The organism is Silvibacterium bohemicum (assembly GCF_001006305.1).
GTDB lineage: Bacteria > Acidobacteriota > Terriglobia > Terriglobales > Acidobacteriaceae > Silvibacterium > Silvibacterium bohemicum.
In genome coordinates, this window is record NZ_LBHJ01000018.1 from 17,320 (window position 1) to 42,530 (window position 25,211).

Consider the following 25,211-nt stretch of genomic DNA (forward strand, 5'->3'; position numbering starts at 1 on the left):
AATGCCCCGGTGCCATCTGGATGCACCTTCACCGAAGTTGAGTCCAAACTGAAGGCTTCGATACGAATGCGAACGATCTGTTCCAACTGCAGTTTCTCAAATACACGATCCAAGGCTCCGCTCTTGGACCAGCGGTTCATCCGGGTGTAGATGGTGTGCCAGTTGCCAAACCGTTTCGGAAGCCCGCGCCACTTGCATCCATGCTCGGCCACGTACAACACCGCATTCAGAAACTGCAGGTTAGATAAGTTCACATTCCCACGCTGTACCGGCAAGCTATCCTTGATTCGCGCATACTGCTCTTCGCTGATTTCCATCTATACATAACTTACCGCTAATCTATGGAAATAGTGTTAACACGCCCTAATCCATTCATGCGAAGTTACTCACCGCACCCAGCATGTCGCGGCGGAGTCGTAACAGCCTGCAATTGATCAGGTTCACTTCCTTTACATCTACACCGTCGCCTTGTTTGCCCAAGTGATATGAGTGTTTCTCCAAGGATTCAGCGTCCTTGCCCAGCCTCGCAGGGCTTTCAAATCTTGTCCGGCTCACACGTTCTTAAGGCGGTCGATCTACCCGAGGAAATCCAATGCCCGAACCAGAGAAAACATCCAATAACGGATCGAATAATACAAGAAGACCAATCAGGGGGAATGAAACGGAGAAAACTAGAAGAAGAGGATTGACAATGATCATTCAGGCAGGCGAGTCGGATGATGGAGCGATCAGAGAGTTTATCAACGATTGTCTCGTGCCGATTCTTGCGGAGCGATTCATGAGTGAACAAGAAAAATAGCGTGAAACATTTCAGTACGGCTGGATTCGGCAGATGCCAGTGACGACCTCGAACAGCGGCATAAGAGGCCGGCTTGTCGGCAAGTTGACATTTCTGATACGGCCACGAACGTCTAGACACATGGTGAAGATTATAAGAAGATTTCCTCAAGTCGAGCTATGAGTTTGTGAATGCTAGCTGTCGCATCGCCTGCGGCATGATGTCCAAAAGTCTATTACTGTACTCATCATCCGACGGGTTTTCGTTTGGAGTCGGCCTCAGTTCTTGCCGATCTCATTCAGCTTCTGGCGTCCAGCCTTACTCATCCGGAGAGTCTGCCCATCCGTCGGCACTAAACAACTAGTTCTCCAGCCTAAACAAATTCAAATAGGGTTTCAATCCACGCTCCCGCGTGGGGAGCGACGGTAAGGCGCGAAGAGCCGCGACCACATGTTCAGTTTCAATCCACGCTCCCGCGTGGGGAGCGACCTCTCGACGCGTGCCCAGTAATACCAGACCCTAATGTTTCAATCCACGCTCCCGCGTGGGGAGCGACGGATTGTGTCTCTCATCGCCGGCTATTTTATTTGGTTTCAATCCACGCTCCCGCGGTAAGCGTGTGGTATTGGCCGTTCTTATGACAGGTGTGAGAGTTATGTATCCACATAGCGTTATGTGGATACATAACTAAGCGGGTGGGGTCTGGGTTGAGAGCGCGAGGTTGCATGGCAGCAGTTCGTTGATTCTGGAGATGGGATGGTCTGCGATACGAGCCAGGACGTGGCGGAGATAGAGCTCCGGATCGAGGCCGTTGAGCTTGGCTGATCCGAGCAGCGAGTAGATGGATGCGGCGCGTTCTCCGCCCGCGTTTGATCCGGCGAAGAGGAAGTTCTTCCGCCCAAGGGCGACGACACGCAAGGCGCGTTCGGCTGTATTATTGTCGATCTCCAGTTGGCCGTCGTCGGCATAGCGGGTGAGCGCGGGCCATCGCGAGAGGGCGTAACGGATCGCCGCAGCCGTCTCGGACTTGCGTGAGAGCGTCGTCAGCGTAGCTTCGAGCCAGTCGTTGATGCCGTCGAGCAGAGGTCTTGCCCTCGCCTGCCGTATGGTCTTCCTCATCTCCGGAGTGCTGCCGCGGATCTCGGCTTCGATGGCGTAGAGCGCGGCGATGGCCGCTCTCCCTTGCGGTCCGGTGAGTAAGTGAACCATACCGCGGGCGCGGTCCGATCGCCGGAAGGCCGGTCATCGCGAACGTAGGCCCAGAGCCTTCCGGTCTTGGTTCGTCCGTTGCCAGGCGCAAGCACCGGGACGGGTGTGTCATCGGCGTGCAGCTTGCTTGCCGCCATGACGTGATCGTGAACCGCATCCACCAGCGGAGCCAACAGCTCGCTGGCCGCTCCGACCCATCCGGCCAGCGTCGAGCGGTCAAGGTCGACACCTTCGCGAGAATAGATCTCCGACTGCCTATAGAGCGGCATGTGATCGGCATACTTCGACACCAGCACATGGGCGAGCAAGCCGGGACCTGCAAGTCCGCGTTCTATCGGCCTTGAAGGAGCTGGCGCCTGCACGATGCGGTCGCAAGCGTCGCAGCTGAGCTTCGGCCGTACATGGCGGATGACCTTGAAGCAAGCCCGCACATACTCCAACATCTCTGCAACGTCTTCGCCCAGTTCGCGGAGACGGCCGCCGCAGTCGGGGCAGGCCTCGTGTTCCGGCATGTGGGTGTGTACTTCGCGTGGCAGATGTTCAGGCAGAGGTCGACGGAAGGGCCTTGCCGACGTTGGGCGCTCTGCCGGGGAAACAGCCTGTAACTCTTCGATCGCGCTTGCCGCCTGCAGCTCTTCCAGGTGCAGCTCAAGCTGATCGATCTGGCGGAGCACCTTCTCACTCTTCGCACCGAAGAGCATCCGCTGCAGCTTCTCAACCAGCAAGACCAGCCGTTCGATCTCGCTGGTGCGCGAGTTCAGTGCCGCCGTGTACTTCTCATGCTGATCGATCAACAACGCCTTGACGGCTCGAATGTCGAGCGCATCGAGATCAGGAAGCGAGGCGGCAACCATGCACGCAGTATGTCATAAACGCGGAGGCTATCAATAGAAGAAAACCCCTATGAATACTGGATAGAAACTCAAACACTCATCACTCGTTCGGCGGTCCTGGCAGGGCTTCTCCAGTCGATGCCTTCCAGCAACATCGAGAGCTGAGCACGGGTAAGAGAGACCGTTCCGCTCGACGCCTGCGGCCATACGAACCGCCCTCGTTCAAGCCGCTTGGCCAGAAGACATAGCCCGTCGCCATCGAACCAGAGACACTTCAAAATGTCTCCACGCCGGCCGCGAAAAACAAAGACATGCCCCGACAGAGGCTGCTGTTCAAGCACCGTCTGCACCTGGGCACTGAGCCCGTGAAAGCCGCGACGCATGTCTGTCACGCCAGCAGCGATCCAGATCTTCGTTCCCGCCGGAAGAGCGATCACGCGCGAAGACTCTTCAGCACAGTACGCACCAGCTCTTGATCGACACTGCCTTCGAGGCTGATGCGGATCTCTCCTGGCAACTCGATATGAATCGCCGCGGAACTCGAACAAGGCGCTACAGCCAGGGCAGAGTGCGGCGACTCCTCCTCCTCCGATACGCTGACAGGGAGCAACTTCATCGCGTTCGCCGGCGCCGCTCCCAGCTTGCCTTCGCGATACAAGCGACGCCACTGGAAGACCTGGTTCGCGTTGATGCCGTGCCGCAACGACACCTTCGCCACCGAAGCCCCAGGTTCCAACGTCTCCTCAACCACCCCCCGACGCTCCGCAGCGCTACGACGCCGACGAGGTCTCGCCCCTAAACCACCACTCACATCTGCGTCCACCATCCACACATCATCACGGCGCGGCCACACCATGTACACCCGGCCAACACTGCACGCTTACCCACCAACCGCTTCAGCTTCGAGTTCTCCTGCTCCAACTCCTTCAACCGCTTCGCCTGGTCTACCTTCAGTCCGCCGTACTCCTTACGCCAACGGTAGTACGTCTGCTCGACGATCCCTGCTTTTCGGCAGGCCTGATCGGTCGCCTTCCCGTTCGCCACAAGTACTTCCACCTGCCGAAGTACGCTCACAATCTGCTCGGGCGTATATCGCTTCCGCGCCATCCAAATGCTCCTTCAAAGAAATTTTCTCTCTTCGCATTTGGCCTAAATCTTGGCAGGCACTCCAGGTCAATGCGCTACACTAACTCCTCACTGGTACAAATCATCGGGCAAGCCAATTGGATAAGGCTGTGCCAAAGCCCGAAAAAATTCGGGAACCCTTTCGGCCCCTCGACATGGGCGAAGACATTCGGCCAGAGCCGATAAACAGGTGATATTGAAGGGGTTGGTGGTGGACCTGATCGGGATCGGAGTATCCTGCCTACTGATTCTATGCAACTTACTGATTTCAAAAGGGCCAGAATTGCCAAATTTCCACCATTGCCGCTTCGGACGTACGTTTTTTGTACGAAAATATCATAAATATCCTTAGACATTCCTCGGAGTAGCCATTTGACGTTTCCCAGTTGACACCGGCCACAGGCAAATGGTGAGATGTCGATGACGTAGGATCTCTTTCGCACATCGCTGAGCTGCTTTGGAACAAACTCAAACCCTCCATATTTAGTACTGCGCCTACAACTTCACCGACGAGCAGCTAAACGAAATCATTGCTTTCTACCAAGTCGAGCGCTGGAAGACTTACACACTGGAAGTCCACAACTAAGCCCACACGGGCGACGGCAGCACGGATATGAAGGCTAAGATTGAGGCCCTCCGTCCAATCGATGCCTCTCGTACTCTACGCACCTTGATGACTTCGGCTACTGCATACCCAGACCGTCGGCCTTATGATAATTAGGGTAAGGCGGCTTAGCGAACTGCGGCGATGGGTTCTTCTTCAGTTCGTCGAGCACAATTTGCACGGCACGTTCGAGCTGCGGGTCGTGACCATCCGCGGTCGACCGCGGATCCTCCTCGACAGTGACATCCGGTGCGACGCCGTGATTTTCCACTTCAAACTCCCCATGCAGACCGTACAGCGCCGTGCGCGGGGCGGTGACCGTGCCGCCATCGAGCAACACAGGATATTCATCGATGCTCACCAAGCCGCCCCAGGTGCGCGTCCCCACCAATTGTCCCAGCTTCGCCTGGCGGAACAGCCATGGTAGAGCGTCCCCGCCCGAACCTGCATTCTGGTTGATCAACATAGCCTTGGGTCCGAAGATCGCACCCGTCGGCTCGGTCGTGGTCAATCCCTCGCGTGACTCGTAATTGAGCATTGGCGTGCGCTTCAACACGTCGATGACGTAGTCCGCAATTTCGCCGCCCATGTTGTAGCGGTCGTCGATAACAACCGCCTTCTTATCCACTTGCGCAAAGAAATAGCGATTGAAATTATCGAAGCCGGCACCCGATGTATCCGGCATGTAGACATACGCCACCTGACCATTGGAGAGCCGGTTCACCTTGCGAACGTTGCCGTCGATCCACTCCTGACCGCGCATCGCTCGCTCGCTCGCCACAGGAAGCACCAACACTGTATGCGAGCCCGAGCCATTTGCGTTCGGGCCCACAGTGATGCGGGTCTGTCTGCCTGCAACCCCCTCGAACGCTGCGTACAAATTGTCCGAAGCGTACAGCGGAGTTCCATTCACAGCCAGCAGATACTCGCCATCATGAACGTTTACGCCCGGTTGCGTCAGCGGAGAGTAGAGCGTCGGATTCCAGTTTCCCCCCCTGACCACGTGCACGAATTTGTAACGGTCATGCTCAATGGAATAGTCCGCGCCCAGCAGTCCTGTCTTAGGAGCATCCTGATTCCTGTTGGGAGCCTGAATGAACATGTGGCCCACCGTAAGCTCGCCCAGCATCTCATGCTGCAGGTAGGTAAGGTCGCTGCGCGATCCTAGCCCCGAGAGATATGGTTCATACTTCGCGCTGATCTTCTTGAGATCCAGCCCATGATAGTGCGGATCGTAAAAGAACTCGCGCTCGATGCGCCAGGTCTCGGCATACATCTGCCGCCACTCTGCTTGTGGGTCGATATTTGCCTGCATACCGTCGAGGCGCAGCGATTTACCCGGTGTTCCATCCGCGGCTCCAGGTGCAAGATCGCCTTCGGCCGCAATAAACCAGCTGTCGCCTTTCCTATAAAGCATCTTATCCCCGTCGAAGGATATAAGCAGAGTCGCCACATTATGAAGTACATCCTCTGTCTTGCGCGTCTCCAGGGTGAAGCGCCAAACCGAGCGCAGCATCGAAGGCTCTTTGACGGAGGAGTTGGCCGCCGCCCCACCCTCACCCAACAGAAGGACACCGGTCTTGCCCACCTGCAGCGTCACATAATTTCGCGCCGGAATTGGCAGCGCTAGAATACGCTGTTCGATTCCATCAAGATCTATCTTCACGGCTGAACTGGGCTTGGCTCCATCCTCCTTCTTCTCCGAAGATGCGGCCGCATACCTCTCCTCATCGATCTTCGTGGCATCGGAAGGAGCAAGCTTCTTGTCCTCATCGGATTTCGCTTTTTCGTCGTCGCTCTCTGGCGGAACCGGCGACGGATCATCCTTCGACAAGACCGCAACATACACGTTCGCAGTGGTCGTGCGGTTGAACTTACTCATGCCAGCATCGTCGATCGATGGCCCAATATTCGTACTCGCTGTAAAGAAGATGTACTTCCCACCCGCATCGAAAACCGGGTTAGTAACATTACTCATGCCATCGGTAATCCGTGTGCTCTTGCGACTCTCGATAGAGTACAGAAATGCGGCATTCTCGAGGTTTGGCAGCGGCCGTACATAAAGAATCCACTTGCTATCCGGCGAAAAGCTTGCTCTGAAATGGGATGGTTGGAAGCCCTCGCGGAGGTACGTTTCGACTTTGATTGGCATGCCGCCATCGACATTCACATACCAAAGATTCAGCCGCTTATCGCTGAACAAAATGTGCTTCGAGTCCGGCGACCAGCGCGGAGCATAGTAGTAGGTCGGATCCGGTCCGAGAGCAATTACCTTTGGCGCCGACAGACCATCCTGATCGCGTATATAAAGCTGGTACTCCCCCGAGGCATCGCTGAAATACGCTATCCATTTTCCGTCTGGCGACCAAGCTGGCTCGCGTTCCGCTGAGCTCGAGCTATTGGTCAAATTGCGAACGTCGCCCTTCTCTGCCGGTACCGTGAAGATATCACCATGAGCTTCAAACGCCGCGCGCACCCCGGTGGGCGAGATATTCATATTTTGAATCTCATCGCCGCCAATCTTTTCAAGATGCGGTAACAACGCAGGCAGATCACCATTGAGCGTAATGCGCACTTCATGTTCCTCACTACTGGCAATGTCATACAGATGGATTGAGCCGAACTGCTCATACACAATCGTGTTGCCATGTCCGCCAAGTGTTTTCAGATCGAGTCCGTGATTGTCAATCAGCTGCGTCACATGCGCACTCTTCGTGTCGTAGCGGAAGAGCGTCATCGGTCCGTTGCGGTCGGAGAGAAAGTAGACGGCGTCGCCAAGCCATACCGGACGGGTGTCGTTCGAGTTCTCGCGCGGCACCTTCGTTACGGCGAGTGTCTTCAGATTGACGATCAGCACTGGCTGCGTTTGACCGCCACGATAGCGTTTCCACGACTCCGCCTGCCACTGCAGAAACGGGCTGAAAGCTAACTGTGTTCCATCCGGCGACATCGAACCGTCACTCACCGAAGGCAATGGCAACTGCTCTGGCAAACCGCTCCCATCCGCATGCACGCGATACATCTGAAAGTAGTTCCGATATGCATTCTGCTTGCTCGTCATCAGCACATAGCGGCCATCCGGTGCCCAACCAGTGACATAGTTCCCCGCTGGCTGATAGGTAATGCGCCTAGGCATTCCACCGTCCACGCCGATGCTATAGACGTCCTCACTGCCACCAACGAGCGCGGAGTACGCGATCGTGTGGCCGTCCGGCGAAAAGAACGGACCTTCAAGCACGTTTGCCGTCGAAGTAAGCCGACGCGCCACACCTCCACTCAGCGGCACCGTCCAGATATCGTCTGCATAGCGGAATGCAATCTCGGTATCGGACAACGACGGCGATCGCAGTATATGCGGGGTTTGGGAGTAAATCGAACGGACAGAAAAAACAACAGTGACACACGCAAAAGCGAGCGATTTAATTCGAAGCACGGAAGCTCCAGAGTTCCAGGTTGTAGCCATTCGAGGCTATTGATTGGATCCTCTTTCGGAATCTGCCACGACAGAAAACACGTCGCGGAGGCACAGCGTATTTCGGTAGTGCTCGGGCAAGTGATTGAAGGTAAGTACGCGAACAGACTTGTTCCACAAAGGCAGGCCGTAGGCCTAGAGTATTTCGTCACATCGATTAATACTTGTCAAACAATGACAAGTTATGAATAAAAGCGACATGATTCTACAATATCAAGATTATTCAGACTAAGGTTCACTCGCTACTTCGATCTGTCGCAGTAGATTTAACATCTGCTTTGGCTGATACCGCTTCCTTCGTACCATGCGCGCGCTTTTCAGTGTGTCTCTTCTACGCATGTACATTTCAGGACGGGTACTTCACCGAGAAGAAGAAACTCATCGTTTCGCTCGTATATATAACGAATCTTATAGGGTTTGGTTTACACAGCCATTCGATTTGCTTCATTCGAGTTGCTCCTTGAGCCGCAGGGTACCATCCCTCTTCCGTGGTACAGAATCAACGGGTTCTTGTTCTGCTGCTGAAGCTTTTTGAAAAGTCAAAGAAATTATCCATGCGAGGCAAGGTGAGCAGTCCCAGCATGCGAGGTTGCATGCCGGGATTTCACTACCAAATTTGGCTGGCAATCCACCATCGGTTATTGAAGAAGATCAGACTGGTCGCGCTACGCGTGTGAGGAATGGTTTCCAGGTCTGACTGCTTCGCACCTTCTCCTCCAATGCCATCCGCGTTCGCCAGCTTGACCCCTTGTGTTGGCCTGTCAATCATAGTCACGTGAACGGAGTCGACTTTCACATACCAATCCGTTTTTTGTAAAAGTTCGGTGAGGGCCTGGACCATCTTGTCCAGAGAAAGGGACGAGACTACTTTGGTCCCGTCGGATTGTGTAAAGACGTAGGAAAAGAGGACATTGGGGAGAAAGAGGGAGCGGAAGCGATCGGAGTTCCAGTCACCCTTGTGTCCGCTTGAGGACTCACCCATGGCTCTGACAATAGCCTCCGGGGAGGAGACGTCTTCGGGCCGGGCAGCCGGCACTAGTTTGGATAATTGTTCTGCGGTGTAGCTGGTATCGACCCATGGCTGAGGCGAGGTTGGGGCTTTGTCTTCCCCGGCAGGAGTTTTGTCCTGACTAAAGGTTGAGGGTGGAAGGAATGCGACAAGAAAGGCGATGACGAAGAGGTTGAGGGAGAGCTTCGAGGTATTCATGCCCTAATTCTAAGGTGCGCGAATTAGAATGTCAGTTGCTATTGATAATGCCGCGTTCGCGGTTGGCGATGAAGCCGGCGAGATAGGTTACAAGTTCGTCGGTTTAGCCTTGGCCACCATCATATGGATGGCGATGAGGGCTTCTAGATATTAAGTTTGGAGGTGAGGAGGGTGCGGTAGCGTCGCGTAGTTCTTTGAGCCGCTCTGGGGTAAGGTCTTGCGTTCGAGGCCGAGTTTGTGGGACTGTAGCATGCAGTCCCACTGGTTTCACTGATCTCTTTTGTTCGTTACCGACCACTGCCCAACAGCTCGTGCAGCTAAAGATTGAGTTAGGGAGGCGCCTTCCCAGAACTAAAAAGCGCACCAGTTGTGAAGTCGAAGCCGTCTATCAGTAATATGCCCCTACGAGATATCAACAAGGTGAGCTAGGATCGTGCGGAATATAGCAAATCCTTGCGAAGTACAAAATCCACGATGATCCATTTCATTTATTTTGTACAGATACCCGCATTCGTCAAGGCATTTTTGATCTATTGCGGTTGCTTCGAGAATCATTCCGTATTCAGTATTTCCATACATGTTTTCTTCGGACTCCGCTTTGTCCCAGATCGCGGTGTTTACCGATCCAGGTCCCACGATGATGACATCGATTCCGAAGATTAGTAACTCATGGCATAGCGATGCCTTCGAGCGCGTGCTTCGAGCGGTATAGGCTCCAAGAAACGAGAAGCCAATCTTTTCAGAAACCGAGCTTATGTTCACGCTTTTAACGGGGGACAGGACGCTCGCGGTCCGTTCCGAGAAGAGGAGCAAATGCCTCTGTCACCATTAACGGCCCAATAAGATCCACTTCGATCTGCCGCCAGAAATCTGGGAAGACAGATGCAGTAAGGGGCCCGAAATAACGATGCCCGCGTTATTCACCACTCCAGCCAGAGTGCCAGCGCCGAGCGCATTGTTCACCTTAAGCGCGGCTCTCTGGACGGCCTCAGAATCTGTCACACCCATCAGCAACGGTGTGAATGCATCGCCGAATTCAACCTAGAACCGTTCAGCATCACTCTGCTTGCGCACACTCCCGAAGACTAAATCCCTTCGAGATGAGTGCTTCGCAGATGCCCCAGCCAATGCCCGTTGAAACTCCTGCTACAACTACCGCCTTGCTTCGCGTACTGTCACCTCAATCTCAAAGATGTACGATATCCGCATCATGCACGCTACCCGTTTGTATTGACAGTCTTTCTGTGATAATTTTCATTTCACTCCTTTTACTTCGCTGTTCGCCACGGTCGCTATTACACTGATCAACGATACTGCAGAGTTGCATGAATGCGGTTTTCTCGGCTCTGATAGAAAAGATGCAGTACCTGGAGATTCCTTTTAAAGAATGAATTCTAATTAAGTTAGCGGGAATTGGCGGAAAGCACTGGTTGAACGCCACGCTTTCCCTCCGGATCGAATGCGATAGAGCGTCGGAATATGAGCGTTTTGTGCATTATGTGTCTTAAGGTACTGTAAAGGCGCACGCGACTACTCCACGTTTCTCTTGATTCGATTGGGTCCGGATCTCAGTGGTTGGCGACTACCGCGCGGCGCGGGTTAGACTGTACGGAGGAAACCGAGAAGATGCCGGAAGTAGACCTCCTGATCGTCCCAGAAGCACATATGGCTGCCGTTGGGGCAGATGGCGGAGGTGGCGTTGGGCATGAGGGTCGCCATCTTCTTCATGTCCTCGGGGTCCATCTCGTCATAGCGGGCGCCGATGGTGAGGGCACGGATCTTGATCTCGTGGAGGCGATCCCATCGCTCCCAGTCCTTCATGTTGCCGGTGACCACGAATTCGCTCTTACCCTGCATTTGGTTGTAGATTTTCAGATTGGCAAGGCGGAAGCTGCGGGTGACAGGCTCGGGCCAAGGATGGGTGCGGCAAAGCATTTGAGGATAGAGATCCTCCATCATGATCTTCTCGTAGGCCGGATTGTCGTAGTCCTGCTTGGCATCAACGGCATCGAGCTGCGCGATCTTTTCGGGGGAGAGCAGGGTTTGCTTCAGTGTGGCAGTGCGCTTGAGGTAGGCTTGCATGCCGGCGGCCATATCGGAGATAACGAGGCCGCGAAGGTTCTGCTGGTACTTGAGGGCATAGTCGATGGCGAGCATGCCGCCCCAGGAATGTCCGAAGAGAACAAAGTGGTCAAGACCGAGGCCGCGGCGGACCTCTTCGACCTCTTCGGTGTAACGCGCAATATTCCAGAGCGAGGGGTCATCGGGGATGTCGGAGTTGCCGCAGCCTAGCTGGTCGTAGTAGTACATCTCGATGCCGGCCGGGGGGAGGAAGGACTCCATGGCTTCGAGATAGTCATGGGCAAATGCTGGGCCGCCGTGGAGCAGGAGAACCTTGACCTTGCCGCTGCCAACCTTCTTAGTCCAAACCTTATACTTGCCGCCGACGACGGGGATCATGCGAATGCCTGCAGTTCGGATGCCGGGAGGATTGAGTGGCTCGCCGGTGGCTGAAACGGTTTCAGGGAATGGGTCGGTGGGGAAGGAGGCTGGTTCAAGTGCCACAGCGGCTCCGGTGGGAAGGCAGAGCGCGGCGAGGGCTGCAGTGCTGGAGACAAACGTACGACGATTCATTATCGATTTTCTCTTTCTTACTTAGTTGTTGTAGCCTATCGTCGCGAAGGAATTCATGAGCCAGACTACTCAACTTCGATTGGGTACTTGACCATTCAAGATCGCATTGAGTGGCCTGTCCATCAGAATTCAATATGGCGTACGCGTAAATAACATTGGAAGCACTAGAGGATCTCTAAGAGATCGAATGACAATAGTCAGCAGGCGCACGCCTCGCACATATAAATAATGAATTCTGGTGCTGTGTCCGATACTCTTCCGAAAGAAAGTGGTGGCGATACTTTGCACTGCCTCTGCAGGCGAAAGGCCTGCTTTAACTAAACGTCCATTTATTAGCCCCCGAGAGAACCCGTATGGAAGCACTGTTGCTGGGTGGGAGAACTGAATGAACGTTGATAAGTTGAAACCGTCCACTCGGATATCTGTTTCTAAACGTTCCAGTTACTCACTACAGAATTATTGCAAATAGTCCAAAGATCGCAGGCACTGTGAGTGCATGCATGGCGCCCGCGGACAATCGTTCCTCATGAAATTTGTTCTCGGCTTCGTCGAAGAATGACTCCTCACTAGGTTATTCAATTGTTCCACCTGGCACTTGCACAATAGTGACGCTTATGAAGAAAATAGCCATCATTCCGACACCCTGCGCCAGATAGGTCCCGCTTCGTGCAAGCACCTTATGCGAAGACGGCAACCACTAATGCGAGCAAGGAGCTGCCCATCACTCACCTTGCAGAATCTAAAGTGTCCAATTCCAAAATAGGTGGGGACTTCGGTTCCACCCCGGAATCTTATGTCCCAACCTCGACTCACAGTCAAGACGGCCAAAAGCGGCTTTCAATTAATGGGAATGGTCCGCCGCTTATGCTCTCAAGGAGGGGCTTGGGGTATAAGGGGTGCACGGAGGAGACGTCCATGGAACTACACACGATAGGCATTGATCTTGGCAAAACGGTCTTTCATCTGGTTGGCCTGAATGCATGTGGAGAACCCGTGGTGCGGAAGCGGTTTTCTCGATCGCAGCTGCTACACTTCACTGCGAATCGGAAAGTCGGAGTGATCGGCATGGAAGCTTGTGGCGGAGCGCATTTCCTTGGCCGTGCGTTGCGGGAGCGGGGTCATAACGTGCGATTTGACCTGAGCCCTCCAGTTCGTCCAAGTGAGAATACGATTTGGACGAGGGAAAGGGATGAGCAGAAGCAAGCACACGGAGGCGGCGATCATTGCCGCGCTGAAGCAAGTCGAGGCGGGGCGCAAGGTTGAAGATGTAGCCCGCGAGCAAGGTGTTTCCAAGCACACCGTCTACGCCTGGAAGGCGAAGTACGGCGGCATGGATGTGAGCGAGGCCGAAGAGGTCAAGCACCTCCGGGATGAAAACGCGCGACTGAAGAAGTTCGTCGCCGATCTGAGCCTTGATAAAGACATGCTGCAATCAGTCATAAAAAAACTCCCTCGGCTCGTAGCACGAAGGGCAGAAGTAAGGCGCTTGCTGGAGGAGTTCCGGGCCAGCGAGCGCCGCGTCTGCGGGCTGATGGACGTGCCAAGAATCACTTATCGCTACCAGAGCTGCCGCGACGACGGCGAGCTGCGCGAGCGCCTGTTAGAGCTGGCTAGGGAGAGGCCGCGGTTCGGCTACCGTCGACTGCACATCTTGCTGCAGCGAGAAGCGGTCACGGTCAACCATAAGAAGGTGCAGCGCGTGTATCGCGAACTGGGACTTACGGTAAAACGCACACGGCGCAAGCGGCTGGAGCGCCTGCTCCGGCCGCGGCCTGTGCTCACAGCTCCGGGCCAGGAATGGTCGATCGATTTCGCCAGCGATGTGACCGCCGGCAGTCAACGGATCCGCGTGCTGAGTGCGATCGACAGCTTACCAAGCAGAGCCTGGCCTTGGAAGTAGATACCAGCTTCCCCAGCCGGCGCGTGACCCGAGTGCTCGACCGAACCATCGGCAGGTATGGCAAACCGCAGGCGATTCGCTGTGATAACGGGCCTGAACTAACCAGTCGGCACTTCCTCGCATGGGCGATCGAGAACAAGATCGACATCCTGCACATCCATCCCGGAAAGCCTACTGAGAACGCCTATGTCGAGAGCTTCCCCAGACGGCTCCGCGATGAGTGTCTGAACGTGAGCTGGTTCTGGAACCTGTTCGATGCCCGAAGAAGATCTCTGCCTGGCAGCTGGATTACAACTCCCAGCGCCCGCCGTTCGTGAAGACGAACAAGAATGACTACATCACTGCTTCCGCAATCGCTTCATCGTGTGTAGCTCCATGGACGTCTCCTCCGTGCACCCCTTATACCCCAAGCCCCTCCTTGAGAGCATAAGCGGCGGACCATTCCATTAATTGAAAGCAAAAGCGGACGCTTACCTACGATCGGAAAACGATCACAACGATAGTGCTCGGGGCTTCCCACTACCTCAGTTGCTCACGCCCGTTAAGTTGACGATGTCTGCATTAGTTGGCGCTATCCTGCTTTGCAAACGCAAGAGTTTGAGCCTTTGTTGATCTCTCTACGCGCCTCCAGCATAACCACATCAAGATCGACGTCAGGATCATCAGCGGTGGTATAAACAGGCCGCCTTCCGGACCGATTTTCCCACCGCTCCAGAGGATAGAACCTGTCAAATGCGTGGACAGGAGATGCCCTTCTGAGACCAGGCCGCTGTTCGAGGTACCGAAAAAGTAGGTTTCAGCCCAGTCCCAGGCTGTATTGAAGCCGACCGCCCACCATAGTGAGCCGGTATACCAGAGGCTAAGGAAAAGGACCATCTCAAACACGAAGGCATTTCCTATATAGAGGAATCCCGCTCTATGTGTTCCGATCAAGAGAGAAAAGAGGAGCGAGAGGGTCAACGCGGCAAACCAAAAACCAATGCCTCGAGTAAGGGTGAACTGGAGATAACCGCGAAGCAGGGCTATTTCCCAGAAACAACCCACGATTAGCGACACAGCCCAAGCCAACGCAAATTTTATGACAGATGTCCCATGCAGTCCGACACCATCAAACATCAGCAGATGAAGGCTCCACAGTATCCCTACCAGAATGGACAGTGCGGCGAACCCTGCGACGAGTCCCCAGCACAGATGAATCCAGCCAGAGTTGTCGCCGAAGTTATATGCAGCGATTCTGCGTCCTTCTACTCTTGCCATGAGAACGGTACTTATCAAGAGAACAGCACTCTGGATCACCTCGCGCGTGAGGTGGTTACCCGGGGTAATGAGATGAGACCTGCCATTCCAGGCACCGAATATATGCTCCAGCGGCGAGGCAACAGCAGTTTGCAGTGACATGTAAATTGCCGCAAAGAGCAAGATGCCCCAAAGCGATCGAAGTTCTCCATGACGGAAGAACACATTTATGAGCCTGAATCTCGACGTTTGTTGATAGATTCCTTCTTGTATTCGATTCTTCATGCTCATCTATGTCCTAATCTTTGGCCTTTACACCCAAGCTTAGCTTACACAAAAAGCGTTAGTGGCTTGAGAGCCATAATGGCGGCGCAGATTGTTCGCGATCAGGTGAGGTCGTGGGAGGCACCGTCAAATTAATGATCGAGTTGCATCCTCGATGCGGGCAGGAGTTCGGGAGTTCGTTGCGATCCCATGTCCTCAGGAAGTGGATCTACAATTCCGATAGCATGCCAGAGCTGGGGTGCATGTGTGAGCAGACGCCGACAGCCACCTCTTTCCGCGGCCCAGAATCAATAGGTTCTTGATCTGCTGCTGTAGTCTTTTGAAGAGGTGTAGACGAGCATTGCGGGGTCCGCAGATTCGCGACGACTCGACTGATCAAATCGAAACGATAGGGGAGGTCAATTGGATCCGCATAGGTGTGGACCGCCCCAGGTTCTATCTGGGATTGCGCTTCAAGCATCTGAGAAAATAGGAGCAAAGCGATAAGCGCCTGAAACTCGAGGCAGCTCTTAAATCGACGTGCATGAATCAAAAGGCAATCTCCATCTTCTTCTGCTGGCCAAAAGAACATCCTTGCCATAATGGACGAATCTATTGTTAAGGCGTTATTGGCAATATGACGTGGGACGGCCGTTCAGGAGAAGAATATATCCGCTGGATAGCAGAAATATAATCTTCGGGTTTCGCTTGATAGATACTCTGAACAAACCGCTGGGGATTTCTGTCTATGACAGGAAACCAAGTTGATTGAACTTGCAACATGATTCGATGACCTTTCAGAAAGACATGATCGTGATCGCGCAAAGGGATTTCCCACAGTTCAGGTTTATTTGCAATGATCGGCGCGGCATGCTCAAAGCTATTCAGATAGCGGCCCCGCCGAATTTCCATAGCAATGGGCAATTCGTAGCCATTCATTGAATCAGCGTATGTCTGACGCTTATCTTGCCCTGATGAAGCTGTACTCTTTTGATTGCTCTGCGGGAAAATGTCGATCAACTTTACCACGAAGTCGGAGTCGGTACCTGAGCTCGAAGCGTAAAGCTCAGTTGTAATTTGTCCCGCTACAGTCAAATCATGTTCTAAGGGCTCGCTTACAAAACTGAGTACATCGGGGCGGTGATCTACAAAACGTTGATCTGCCATCTCCCAAGTAGGCCATCCCTCGCCTCCTATGAAGGTGGGTGATATCGGGCGCTGGCGGTAAGGAACAGGATTGGATGGATCCGACACATATTCGCGAAACTCAGAAACATCTCCATGCGGAGGTGCAAAAGAGAGAGAGCCATCGGAATGAAGATACAGGTTAGTAGGGACAGAAGACTTTGGAGGCCACTCAGAATAATGACGCCAACTGTTCGAACCCGTCTCGAAAATTGAGATTTTATTTACAGGTTTCTCCCCTTCTCCATGCAAATAGTAGCGAAAAAAGGGAGCTTCAATTTCACGTCGGAATTCAGCAGAGGTGTCATGTTCACCGAATGGCAATAAACCGATATGCGTTCCGTCGCCCTGCCACTGGCCATGGTACCAAGGTCCGGCTACCATAAAATCAGTATCGTTAGAACCTAGTTCCTCTACGTGCCGAAAGAGCTTCCAAGGTCCCCAGGGGTCTTCTTGATCCCAGAAACCCGCAACGTTCAGGTTGGGTATTTTGGAATGGCTAAGTTGGCCTAGCCACGCCTGTCGTTTCCAAAAATCGTCGTAGTCAGGATGCGTCACTATATCATTCCAGAACGACAGCGTTGAATGCAGATATTTAGCGTTTGCATTACTCAATGCACCAAGTTTTATATACCACTCGTAAGTATCGTATTCGTCAAAGTCGAAGATCGAGTTCTTATTCCGATCTGTCTCTTCTAATATCGAGTACTCGAATGCATAGCTCTCCCTCAAAGCTCCATAGCGGTGCGTATCATCATTCATCCATTGATCCACCGAGGCAGCTTGCTCGCTGATCGCCTTTAGAGCCGGATGGGGATGCAATAATGACAAAGCGGCTGTTAGTCCTTCATAGGAAACGCCATACATCCCAACTTGACCGTTATTGTTGGGAACATTCTTCACGAGCCAGTCGATTGTGTCATAGGCATCATCCGTCTCATTGGGACCGCCATGACCCGTGGGGTCATATCGGGAGGTTATATCGAATATGCCCTCAGAACCGAAGCGGCCTCGTATATTCTGCCAAACAAAGATATATCCGTCGGCTGCTAGTTCCCTCCAGCTATTCCGATCACGTCTTTCTCCGTTCAAGACCGCATTAAATGACTTTTCCGTAGGGATTCCGTACGGTGTACGAGTAAGTAAAATTGGAAGCGCTCTAGGATCTCTAAAAGATCGGATGACAATAGTCTGTAGACGCACGCCATCGTGCATAGGAATCATGAATTCCTGTGCAGTGTAAGACACACTTTCAGAGGCAAGTGATGGCGATATGTATGCGTCTGATGCTACCGGAACAAACAACGCTATAATAATTAGCCAATAGAATTTTATTTTCTCTCTATCAAACATATCTACCTCAAGCCCAATAATCTTGGGCGGTCATAACAATTCCCGTAAACAGGATCTGCGATAATGTACGATCTCCCATCGCCGCAGGTACATACGTGCCTTATAAGGAGTCGAGGTCACCATCATCAATGGTGATAGCGCCCGAAAGAGAAATGCCGTTCTGTTAGCGCAGGTTCAATGGAAATGATTTGAAACCCCGCAGCGCATAATTTGGAGCCCACTGAGGACGCTTGTTAGCAAAGCTCATCTTGGGGAAGCGTTGAGCTAGCTTAAGAATGGCCGTCTGCGCTTCCAAGCGGGCGATCTGATTTCCGATACAAAAATGTGGACCAGCACCGAATGCTAAATGCGAATTATTCGCTCGAGTCGGATCAAATATATCCGGATTCCCAAACTGTTTTGGATCGCGATTTGCCGCACCAAGCATGAGTAATATGGGCTCGCCAGCGCAAACGTTGGTCCCTTCGATCTCAAGATCCTCCTTGGCCAGACGTGTGATAAATTGCACAGGGCTCTGATAGCGAAGAAGTTCTTCGACGCAGCTTCGAATCAAATCTGGCTTGGCGCACAACCGCTGGAGCTCATCTGGATATTGCAGCAGCGTGTAGATTCCATTTCCGATCAAATTTCGTGTGGTCTCGTGGCCCCCGAACAGGAGCATCGCACACTGCGCATACAATTCATCTTCTGTCAGCATCTCCCCATCTGCTTCTATCTGGAGAAGCAAGCTGATCAGGTCTGTTCCCGGATTGGATCGACGCTTGGCGACAACCCCGCGGAAGAATTCGGTTAGCGAAAGCAGCGCATCCTGGGCAGCGGTGCATTGCTCAAGTGTTCGCTGAGGATTTCCGATCATTATTGCGATGGCATCAGACCATCGGATGAGGTCCTTGTGCATTGATTCCGGGATATCAAGTAAATGGGCGATTACCTTTACGGGAAGAGGATGAGCAAATTGGCTCATGAACTCGATTTCCGATTCGTCGGTGAGTGCATCTAGCATCTCGTCCGCGATTGCCTCGATGCGAGGACGAAGGAGTTCCGCCACGGCAGGCGAAAATCCCTTATTCATTAATTTGCGTAAACGCGAGTGCTCAGGGGGGTCCATGAAGAGCAACCAAAGCCCAAGCATTTTGACAAGTATCGAATAGTTCGATCGGTATTCTTCGGGGATGGCGCGCATAAAAGCGCCGGTACGCTTGGAGGAGAATCGCGGATCCCTTAGCAAAGAATATACCAATGGGTAGGAGAAGGCAGCTTGCAAACCCGTCCCAATATCCACGAAATGGATTGATCCTTCGGCCAAAAATTGTCGGTAGGCCGTGTATGGATCATCCAGGAACCCATCGACAACGATCTTCTTTGGTGAAGGCTTAATAGCTTCTGCTGACATGCAAATCTCCTGAAGGTGTTTCGCCTGACCAATGATGCGATACGAAAACATCCACTAAACATCTCTCGACGATGGCTCGATAGGAGACGGATTGTTCGTTTATTAAGGTCGGTTAGGGACCATCTTCAACGTGGCTAATCAGACCAATGTTGAGTGACGTATTGCTTCGACCTTTTCAAGACCTTCGAGCTCGACGCTTTCACGACTTATTCGTTCCACTTTGTTTGCGCGCTATGTGCCCCATAGAAAGATATGAATATTTCAAGGGCAGGAACCTCAAGCATCTTGAAGGTCGCAATGCTATCTCAAACCCGCTTCTCCCTTGACGGCCTCGAACAAACGCTCAGAGTCATAACCTAGTCCCTTCTTGAAAACAAGCTCGGGCTTACGGATAACTGAAGAGTCATGTTCGAAATCTCCGTCCAACAGAAGGAGATCGGCTTGCATTCCAACTGCGACTCTGCCGATTGCATTTTGTTTGCCAAGATACGTGGCAGCATTGCTTGTATATATTTTCACTGCTTCTGCGGGTGAAAAACCTGTTTTAATTAGAAGTTCCATCTCCCGCTGATCGCCAAATCCAGGAAGAACGCCGCCAAAACCTGTCGGATCACAGCCAGCCATCAACAATCCGCCCTGCCGTACGAACTCTTGTTCAAACTCCATCTCTATGCGTAAAAGCTGTTCAGATCGCGAGCCATCTTTGCGACTTTCATTGAAGTTTCGGCCCTTCATGTAGCTCTCCCAAGAGGCTGCCGCCATTGCATCGTGGCTGGTCCTAAGCGATTCGAGTGGAGGCTCGTCCGCGATCTCCATTTCAAATATGTCCAATGTTGAAGTAACGGCTACATGATGCTCCACCAAGGTACGAATCATCTTGAGCACTCGTGGATCTCTCATTTCGAGCGACTGCTCCATTTCGCGTGCTGATGCTTCAAAGTCAGGGCACACATCCGCCTGTTTCTTCGAATAGAACTCTGTATCGACAATGATTCCATGCTCGAGATTGTCAATTCCCATTTCAGCCGCTTCCGAAAATCCTACAGAACATAGGTGACCTGTGATCTTAGCTCCGAATTGATGTGCTGTATCGATTGAGGCTTTTAGCTCCGAAGGAGTGATATGCATGTAGGCTTTGAATGATGTGACACCCTCTTCGTGCCAATACATTACTGTTCTTTTTGCATCTTCCGGTCCACTAAGTTCATGGTTGGGAATCTGTAGAGTAGGCGATCCTTCCAGGTATGGCCCCGTGACGTCAAGATCAGGTCCGGCCTCACGCCCCTTTTCTATTGCTTGCCTCAAATTCAAGTCCAAGTACGGGTTTATCGATCCAGCCGTACGTGCCGTAGTGATTCCCGCCGCGAGGTAAAGCATCGGGCCTGAATCGCCTTGTTCGGAATACATGGCGATCTGTCCGCGGAAGCCCCCAGCGGTCGGATAAAACAGATGTTCATGCATTCCGATCAGACCGGGGAGCAACGTTTTTCCCTTTTCGTTGAGAATCTTAGTCCCGCTCGATGGAACGACATCTCGGCTCGAACCAACGGCAACAATCTTGTCGTGATCGATCACGATAGTTTGATCGTATCTGGGCGGCCCTCCGCTACCGTCGAATAGAGTTACATGTTCTAGTGCGATCTTCGGTCCAGGCTCGCGTACCATAGCGTCCGCGCGTACTGGGCCGATCAGACGATTCGTCGATTCGGGAAATAGGGGAGAAGATGAAACCTGAGTCTGAGAGTAGGATTGATGTGTGATAAATAACGAGATATAGAACAACAACTGGATCGGTAATTTATGACTTGGTATTTTAGAACTGCGCATTAGATTCTCCGAGATATCTAGATAGTGTTGTTAGGCCGTTTCTGCTTCCTATCGCATCTGATCAGGCTGGTTCCTTGCTGCACGACACACAAGGGCGACACCACAATCTTTGCCGTGTCTCGACATAGACTCAAGCTGTCGGCACATCCGCCGAGGGATCTAACAGACCTGATTTGCTGAAAACATTCTTCAATACGCCCAATAACATCCAGCCAATTACGAGATAGGGCCAAAGATTACCTGGCCGACTCGGCACTGGATACAGGCTGTTGTATAACGGCCAAAGAAGAAGTATTGTTCCTGCCAGACCAAGAACAATCCATCCAACATGTCGACGGCGAAATGCCTCTGCTGTCTCGGCGGCTGTCATCGAGAGATACACAAGAATGAGGGATAAGATTCCAATGGTCACCACGCTACCGCCAAACACTATAGGTCCGACCTTAATGCCCCACAATAAAAGAGCTGCAATGCTTGAACCGCTAACTGCCAATAGAGCTCTCGCTGGAGTACTGTTCTTGGGATGTAGAACTGCAAGCCAAGGTACTCCTCCGGCCGGCGCAAGAGTATAGAGCATACGCGCCGCTGCCGACAAGGAGCCGATCACACAAGCAAAGGCACTCGTCGCTGTGGCCAAGTCAATGCATTCCGCAAATTGTCGAGAGACGAACCGATTTGACAGATCACTAAGAGGTGCTTCTGCCTGAGCCAAAGTCTGGATATGGTCTATTCCATAGCCAACCACTTGGGCATACATCACTATGACATACAAAATGCCGGACAAGACCAAGGTTCCAATGATGGCTAAAGGAATAACCCGCTTTGGGTCCCTTGTTTCTTCTCCTAGAGTGGCTGCACCCTCAAAACCCGAAAATGAGAGGATCGCGAAGATCATACCGTAGCCAATTCCCGACCAAGCATGGAAGTTGTTTGGGTGAAACGGAACCCTTGAAAGGGGCACTCTCATCAGGATGCGGATGGCTAGAAACAGAATGGAACAGACCGAGAGCATTTCAAGACCAAGCATGACTCTCGTCGCGATCCGAGCATCGTTCCACGTCAACCAGAGACAGACGAGCATTCCTAGTGCGCTTATGTATAGCCACAGATGGGGGCTTTGGATTCCCCATTCAGCGAAAAATGCCGCAACAAAGTTACCGACCATTGCCGCTGCCCCCGCAGTAAGCATGAAATAGGTCAGGAGAAGCGCCCACCCAGACATGAATCCGCATCGAGGTCCAAACGTGTGTCCCACGTATGCATAAACTGAGCCCGAATTGCTAACACGTCGCGCGAATGCAACAAAGCAAAAGCCAACGATTATCATAGCGAAAGCGCCGAATACAAAGGATAAAGGAGCAAACACTCCAGCAGCGCCAACAGCTAACGTAGTACTAAAAGCCATTGCCATGGTTGGTGCGATTACTGAAAGCGAAAGTCCGAAAGCTTCAAGTAAACCTAAATCACGTCTAAGCTTAATCATTAACTGTCTCTCACGTTAACCAGAACTATGCATTTATTGGTCGCTTATAAGTTCCGCATTAATAATTAATAAATGATGGGGCGGAGCAGGTTGGAATCTTCAGAAATGGACAGACGGTATATACGCTCCGTTGGGGGGAATATAAGAGCCGATGGTCATGTGGGTATAGGGGATGATTACTCGCATCCCGTTCTCCAGACACCAATGGAACAACTCTCGATTGCGCGTGGGAATGAAGATTCCAGTGCCATCGATCCTGTCAGCATGGGAGAGCAAAGCTTGCATTTCTAGGGCGGATTCACATACGGCATGAGCTAGATATCCGAATCCTGAGGCATATCCAGCAATTCGGTCTTTATGTTCGACGACCAGAGCGTCCTTCCGCTCTATAGCGGCCTTTAGCTCAATGGAGCGATCAAAGCCATATACCTTGCGACAGATATTGTTCGCTGCGGCCAGATCGGCTGGTACAGCGACGCGGACTCTGCGATCAGGGATAATAGCCCGCGGTTCTATGGGCAGGCCAGCCATGACAGCCATGGGTTCTTGAACGGCAAAACCTAACTTTGCATATAAGGAGAGTGATTGAACATTGAAGGATGCCTGCATGAGGCGAATCCCCATCGACGAACGCTGCCGGGCTTTGTCCAAAGCCGCTATCATCAACATTCGCCCGATTCCACCGAACTGAGCATCTGGGCCCACGGAAATCGGCCCGATACCTATAATTTCAGTTCGCTCGTCGAGAAAGACGCTGCCGATTACACGCCCGTCCATTTCAGCCACAAGAAATTGAAAGTTCTGATCCAGAAACAGCAGATGGAGAAGATGCTTACCATCCTCTAATGTTGGCACCTCAGAAGGAAAGCCATGTTGGCTATTCACCATCGAGAATGCTTGATGGAAGATGGAACTGCAAATATCGACATCGTGCGCGCTACCCCTTCGTATTGACAGTCCTTCTGCAACAAGTGTCATTTCACTTCCTCTTCCGTTCGTTGTTGGTCATGGTCCATATCCTACTGATCAACCAGATATCGTAGCGGGTATTCTTGCCCGTGCGAGAGTGGCCATATGTAGCCGATCCTTTGAACTGATTGCTCAATAGAGTCGTCTGCCTTGGCGTTAGTACGGGTCACCTGCCGCCTTATAGTTCAGCGTTAGAAGCTAGTTGAGTTTCTGAAGTGGTAGCGGGAAACATTCTACATGTGATGAAAGGTTTGTATATCACCAGGGCCGATGCGCTCACCTGACAGCTTCAAACCTGGATAGCGTGTCAGATTGATCGTGATGGGTTGATGTTCGCTGAGCACGAAGGTTATAGGTGCATTGGGGTCTGAGGCCAGTGCAAAGCTGCCGTCTTTCTGTTTGAGCAGACGTTCAGGCATCTCATTGAGAGCTTCAATCATCAGTCGTCCGTTTTCTTGAAAGACGCGATATGTCTGCCGGTATTGGGAGAAGGATTCGTGGTAGGCGCCATTAATAACTTTCAATCGGTAAGTCCCGGTGAACTGGCTGCGCTCCGTCACTGTGGTCGGCTCATCAGACAAAAAATTATGCGAGATTTGGTTAGTCTGAAGGGCAACATCGGGAAGTCCGAGAGCTTTGCGGGCTACCGCCATTCCTATGTCGGCGGCGTTCTGGCCGGCCGTATTGCTGAGAACTACTACCGTCAAATCTTCTGCAGGGAATTCGTAAAGGCTGCCGCTGTAGCCGAGCAACGATCCATTCTGGCCGATGCTGCGGTGGCTATCTTCATGGTTGAGGACCAGTGCCAAACCATAATTCACATCGGGGTCATGGCCAGAAATGTGCAGACCAGAGGGATCTGCTGTACTCATCAATCGTAGCGTTTCGGGTCGCAGGAGCTTGCCTTGGCGAACTGCATGCCATACGCGATAAATATCCGTTACGTTGCTGCAATAGCGCAGGTCATAGCCGGCGGCAGCGCTATCCTCGGTGGCCGGAGTATAGCCGTTGGCAGACAAGTGGTAACCATGAGAGAGTCCGTGAACCAGCGTGGAGTTGTTACATGGGATGATAGTCGTTGCTCCTGAGGGAACGAAAAGGTTTTGCTGCATGTATTCGTCATAAGTCTGTCCAGTAACCCGCTCAATGAGCATATCAAGGAGCTGAAAGTTTGAGATGGACCAGTCCCACTTTATCCCAGGCGGTGCAACCCATGGTCGTCCGGAGAAGAGCGCCATCATCTCATCCTCGGACTTTGGTACCTGGTAAGTGGACTCGAACTGATCTCCAAGATAATGATAGTCTACGATTCCAGATGTATGGTTGAGGAGTTCGCGGACAGTTATATGATGTCCCTGGAGGGGAAACTCTGGAATAAGGCGGGAGATGTCGTCGTCGAGGGATAGCTTACCTCGCTCAACCTGTTGCATGATAGCTACCCCTTCAAAAGGGGCTATGGGTCCTACAACGTGATAAAAACTGTCTGCCTGGGTAGGGGCTTCAAGCGCTAAATCAGCAAAGCCATAACCCTTATGAAGAATGATCTTGTCGCGCTGGACGACCAGAACGGAGGCGCCAACAACTCGTTCCTGAAGGATCACTCGGTTAGCGGCGGTGTCAAGATTTGCCTCCATTGTTTGGCCGGCCAAAGTAATGCTATAGGCCGAAACAAGAGCTATAAATGCAATGAACGATGTGGCAGATGGCATATGAAGACGAGTATCCTTTGCAAAAGACAT

General features: G+C 52.4%; 15 protein-coding genes and 3 pseudogenes. 3 read left to right on the plus strand and 15 right to left on the minus strand.

Annotated features, from left to right (window positions below):
- A partial coding sequence (locus XX99_RS21225; protein WP_050061431.1) for an IS5 family transposase occupies positions 1–317 on the minus strand: 317 nt, incomplete at its 3' end.
- A 275-nt stretch (positions 318–592) separates the two neighbouring features.
- Here XX99_RS21225 and XX99_RS27435 point away from each other — a divergent pair.
- On the plus strand, positions 593–799 hold the full coding sequence (locus XX99_RS27435; protein ID WP_156186129.1) for a hypothetical protein: 207 nt from the start codon (positions 593–595) through the stop codon (positions 797–799).
- A 666-nt stretch (positions 800–1,465) separates the two neighbouring features.
- Here XX99_RS27435 and tnpC read toward each other — a convergent pair.
- The 7 genes and pseudogenes from tnpC to XX99_RS21270 all read right to left on the minus strand — a co-directional run bounded on the left by tnpC (position 1,466) and on the right by XX99_RS21270 (position 11,862).
- Positions 1,466–2,841: pseudogene (gene tnpC / locus XX99_RS21230) on the minus strand (IS66 family transposase).
- A gap of 68 nt (positions 2,842–2,909) precedes the next feature.
- The gene (gene tnpB / locus XX99_RS21235) at positions 2,910–3,257 is read right to left on the minus strand and encodes an IS66 family insertion sequence element accessory protein TnpB (RefSeq protein WP_050061432.1); all 348 of its coding nucleotides are present in this window, start codon (positions 3,255–3,257) and stop codon (positions 2,910–2,912) included.
- Positions 3,254–3,604, minus strand: a pseudogene (gene tnpA / locus XX99_RS28435) (IS66-like element accessory protein TnpA); the annotation flags it as partial. The gene tnpB and the pseudogene tnpA, both read right to left, overlap by 4 nt.
- A 95-nt stretch (positions 3,605–3,699) precedes the next feature.
- Positions 3,700–3,927 (minus strand): annotated as a pseudogene (locus XX99_RS21245) (transposase); the annotation flags it as partial.
- A 701-nt stretch (positions 3,928–4,628) separates the two neighbouring features.
- On the minus strand, positions 4,629–7,883 hold the full coding sequence (locus XX99_RS21250; RefSeq protein WP_231581546.1) for a S41 family peptidase: 3,255 nt from the start codon (positions 7,881–7,883) through the stop codon (positions 4,629–4,631).
- 745 nt (positions 7,884–8,628) lie between these two features.
- Positions 8,629–9,228 carry a hypothetical protein gene (locus XX99_RS21255; RefSeq protein ID WP_050061436.1) on the minus strand — a complete coding sequence of 200 codons (600 nt, stop codon included), beginning with the start codon at positions 9,226–9,228 and terminating at the stop codon, positions 8,629–8,631.
- Positions 9,229–10,827: 1,599 nt separating this feature from the next.
- Positions 10,828–11,862: a proline iminopeptidase-family hydrolase gene (locus tag XX99_RS21270; RefSeq protein WP_050061439.1), complete on the minus strand. Its 1,035-nt coding sequence runs from the start codon at positions 11,860–11,862 to the stop codon at positions 10,828–10,830.
- Between the two features lie 1,189 nt (positions 11,863–13,051).
- On the opposite strand from XX99_RS21270, the gene XX99_RS21275 reads away from it, so the two are divergent.
- Together XX99_RS21275 and XX99_RS21280 are read left to right on the plus strand one after the other, a co-directional pair.
- Complete coding sequence (locus XX99_RS21275) at positions 13,052–13,762, plus strand: transposase (protein ID WP_050061440.1); 711 nt, start codon at positions 13,052–13,054, stop codon at positions 13,760–13,762.
- Positions 13,753–14,079 (plus strand): integrase core domain-containing protein, encoded by a 327-nt coding sequence (locus XX99_RS21280; protein WP_184085315.1) that lies wholly within the window; start codon positions 13,753–13,755, stop codon positions 14,077–14,079. Before XX99_RS21275 ends, XX99_RS21280 begins: the two co-directional genes overlap by 10 nt.
- A 244-nt stretch (positions 14,080–14,323) precedes the next feature.
- Here the strand turns inward: XX99_RS21280 and XX99_RS21285 are convergent, their stop codons facing one another.
- The 7 genes from XX99_RS21285 to XX99_RS21320 form a co-directional block, all read right to left on the minus strand.
- Entirely contained in the window at positions 14,324–15,289 is a 966-nt protein-coding gene (locus XX99_RS21285) for a CPBP family glutamic-type intramembrane protease (protein ID WP_156186130.1), read from the minus strand.
- Positions 15,290–15,880: 591 nt separating this feature from the next.
- Positions 15,881–17,800, minus strand: a complete 1,920-nt coding sequence (locus XX99_RS21295) for a CocE/NonD family hydrolase (protein WP_050061444.1) — start codon at positions 17,798–17,800, stop codon at positions 15,881–15,883.
- A gap of 163 nt (positions 17,801–17,963) precedes the next feature.
- Positions 17,964–19,193 carry a cytochrome P450 gene (locus XX99_RS21300; RefSeq protein WP_050061502.1) on the minus strand — a complete coding sequence of 410 codons (1,230 nt, stop codon included), beginning with the start codon at positions 19,191–19,193 and terminating at the stop codon, positions 17,964–17,966.
- Positions 19,194–19,493: 300 nt separating this feature from the next.
- A complete protein-coding gene (locus XX99_RS21305; protein WP_050061445.1) occupies positions 19,494–21,020 on the minus strand; it encodes an amidohydrolase family protein in 1,527 nt (508 codons plus the stop codon).
- Positions 21,021–21,150: 130 nt separating this feature from the next.
- Positions 21,151–22,503: an APC family permease gene (locus XX99_RS21310; protein WP_082125805.1), complete on the minus strand. Its 1,353-nt coding sequence runs from the start codon at positions 22,501–22,503 to the stop codon at positions 21,151–21,153.
- 99 nt (positions 22,504–22,602) lie between these two features.
- Positions 22,603–23,481 (minus strand): GNAT family N-acetyltransferase, encoded by an 879-nt coding sequence (locus XX99_RS21315; RefSeq protein WP_050061447.1) that lies wholly within the window; start codon positions 23,479–23,481, stop codon positions 22,603–22,605.
- 224 nt (positions 23,482–23,705) lie between these two features.
- Complete coding sequence (locus tag XX99_RS21320; RefSeq protein ID WP_050061448.1) at positions 23,706–25,181, minus strand: serine hydrolase domain-containing protein; 1,476 nt, start codon at positions 25,179–25,181, stop codon at positions 23,706–23,708.
- Positions 25,182–25,211 lie beyond the last annotated feature (30 nt).

What these genes read in the sequence shown, in the direction of transcription:
- XX99_RS21305 (WP_050061445.1), bottom strand. Translation starts at nt 21,020, where the DNA reads ATGCGCAGTTCTAAAATACCAAGTCATAAATTACCGATCCAGTTGTTG.
- XX99_RS21315 (WP_050061447.1), bottom strand. Translation starts at nt 23,481, where the DNA reads ATGACACTTGTTGCAGAAGGACTGTCAATACGAAGGGGTAGCGCGCAC.
- XX99_RS27435 (WP_156186129.1), top strand. Translation starts at nt 593, where the DNA reads ATGCCCGAACCAGAGAAAACATCCAATAACGGATCGAATAATACAAGA.
- XX99_RS21310 (WP_082125805.1), bottom strand. Translation starts at nt 22,503, where the DNA reads ATGATTAAGCTTAGACGTGATTTAGGTTTACTTGAAGCTTTCGGACTT.
- XX99_RS21320 (WP_050061448.1), bottom strand. Translation starts at nt 25,181, where the DNA reads ATGCCATCTGCCACATCGTTCATTGCATTTATAGCTCTTGTTTCGGCC.
- XX99_RS21295 (WP_050061444.1), bottom strand. Translation starts at nt 17,800, where the DNA reads ATGTTTGATAGAGAGAAAATAAAATTCTATTGGCTAATTATTATAGCG.
- XX99_RS21300 (WP_050061502.1), bottom strand. Translation starts at nt 19,193, where the DNA reads ATGTCAGCAGAAGCTATTAAGCCTTCACCAAAGAAGATCGTTGTCGAT.
- XX99_RS21255 (WP_050061436.1), bottom strand. Translation starts at nt 9,228, where the DNA reads ATGAATACCTCGAAGCTCTCCCTCAACCTCTTCGTCATCGCCTTTCTT.
- XX99_RS21285 (WP_156186130.1), bottom strand. Translation starts at nt 15,289, where the DNA reads ATGAGCATGAAGAATCGAATACAAGAAGGAATCTATCAACAAACGTCG.
- XX99_RS21270 (WP_050061439.1), bottom strand. Translation starts at nt 11,862, where the DNA reads ATGAATCGTCGTACGTTTGTCTCCAGCACTGCAGCCCTCGCCGCGCTC.
- XX99_RS21275 (WP_050061440.1), top strand. Translation starts at nt 13,052, where the DNA reads ATGAGCAGAAGCAAGCACACGGAGGCGGCGATCATTGCCGCGCTGAAG.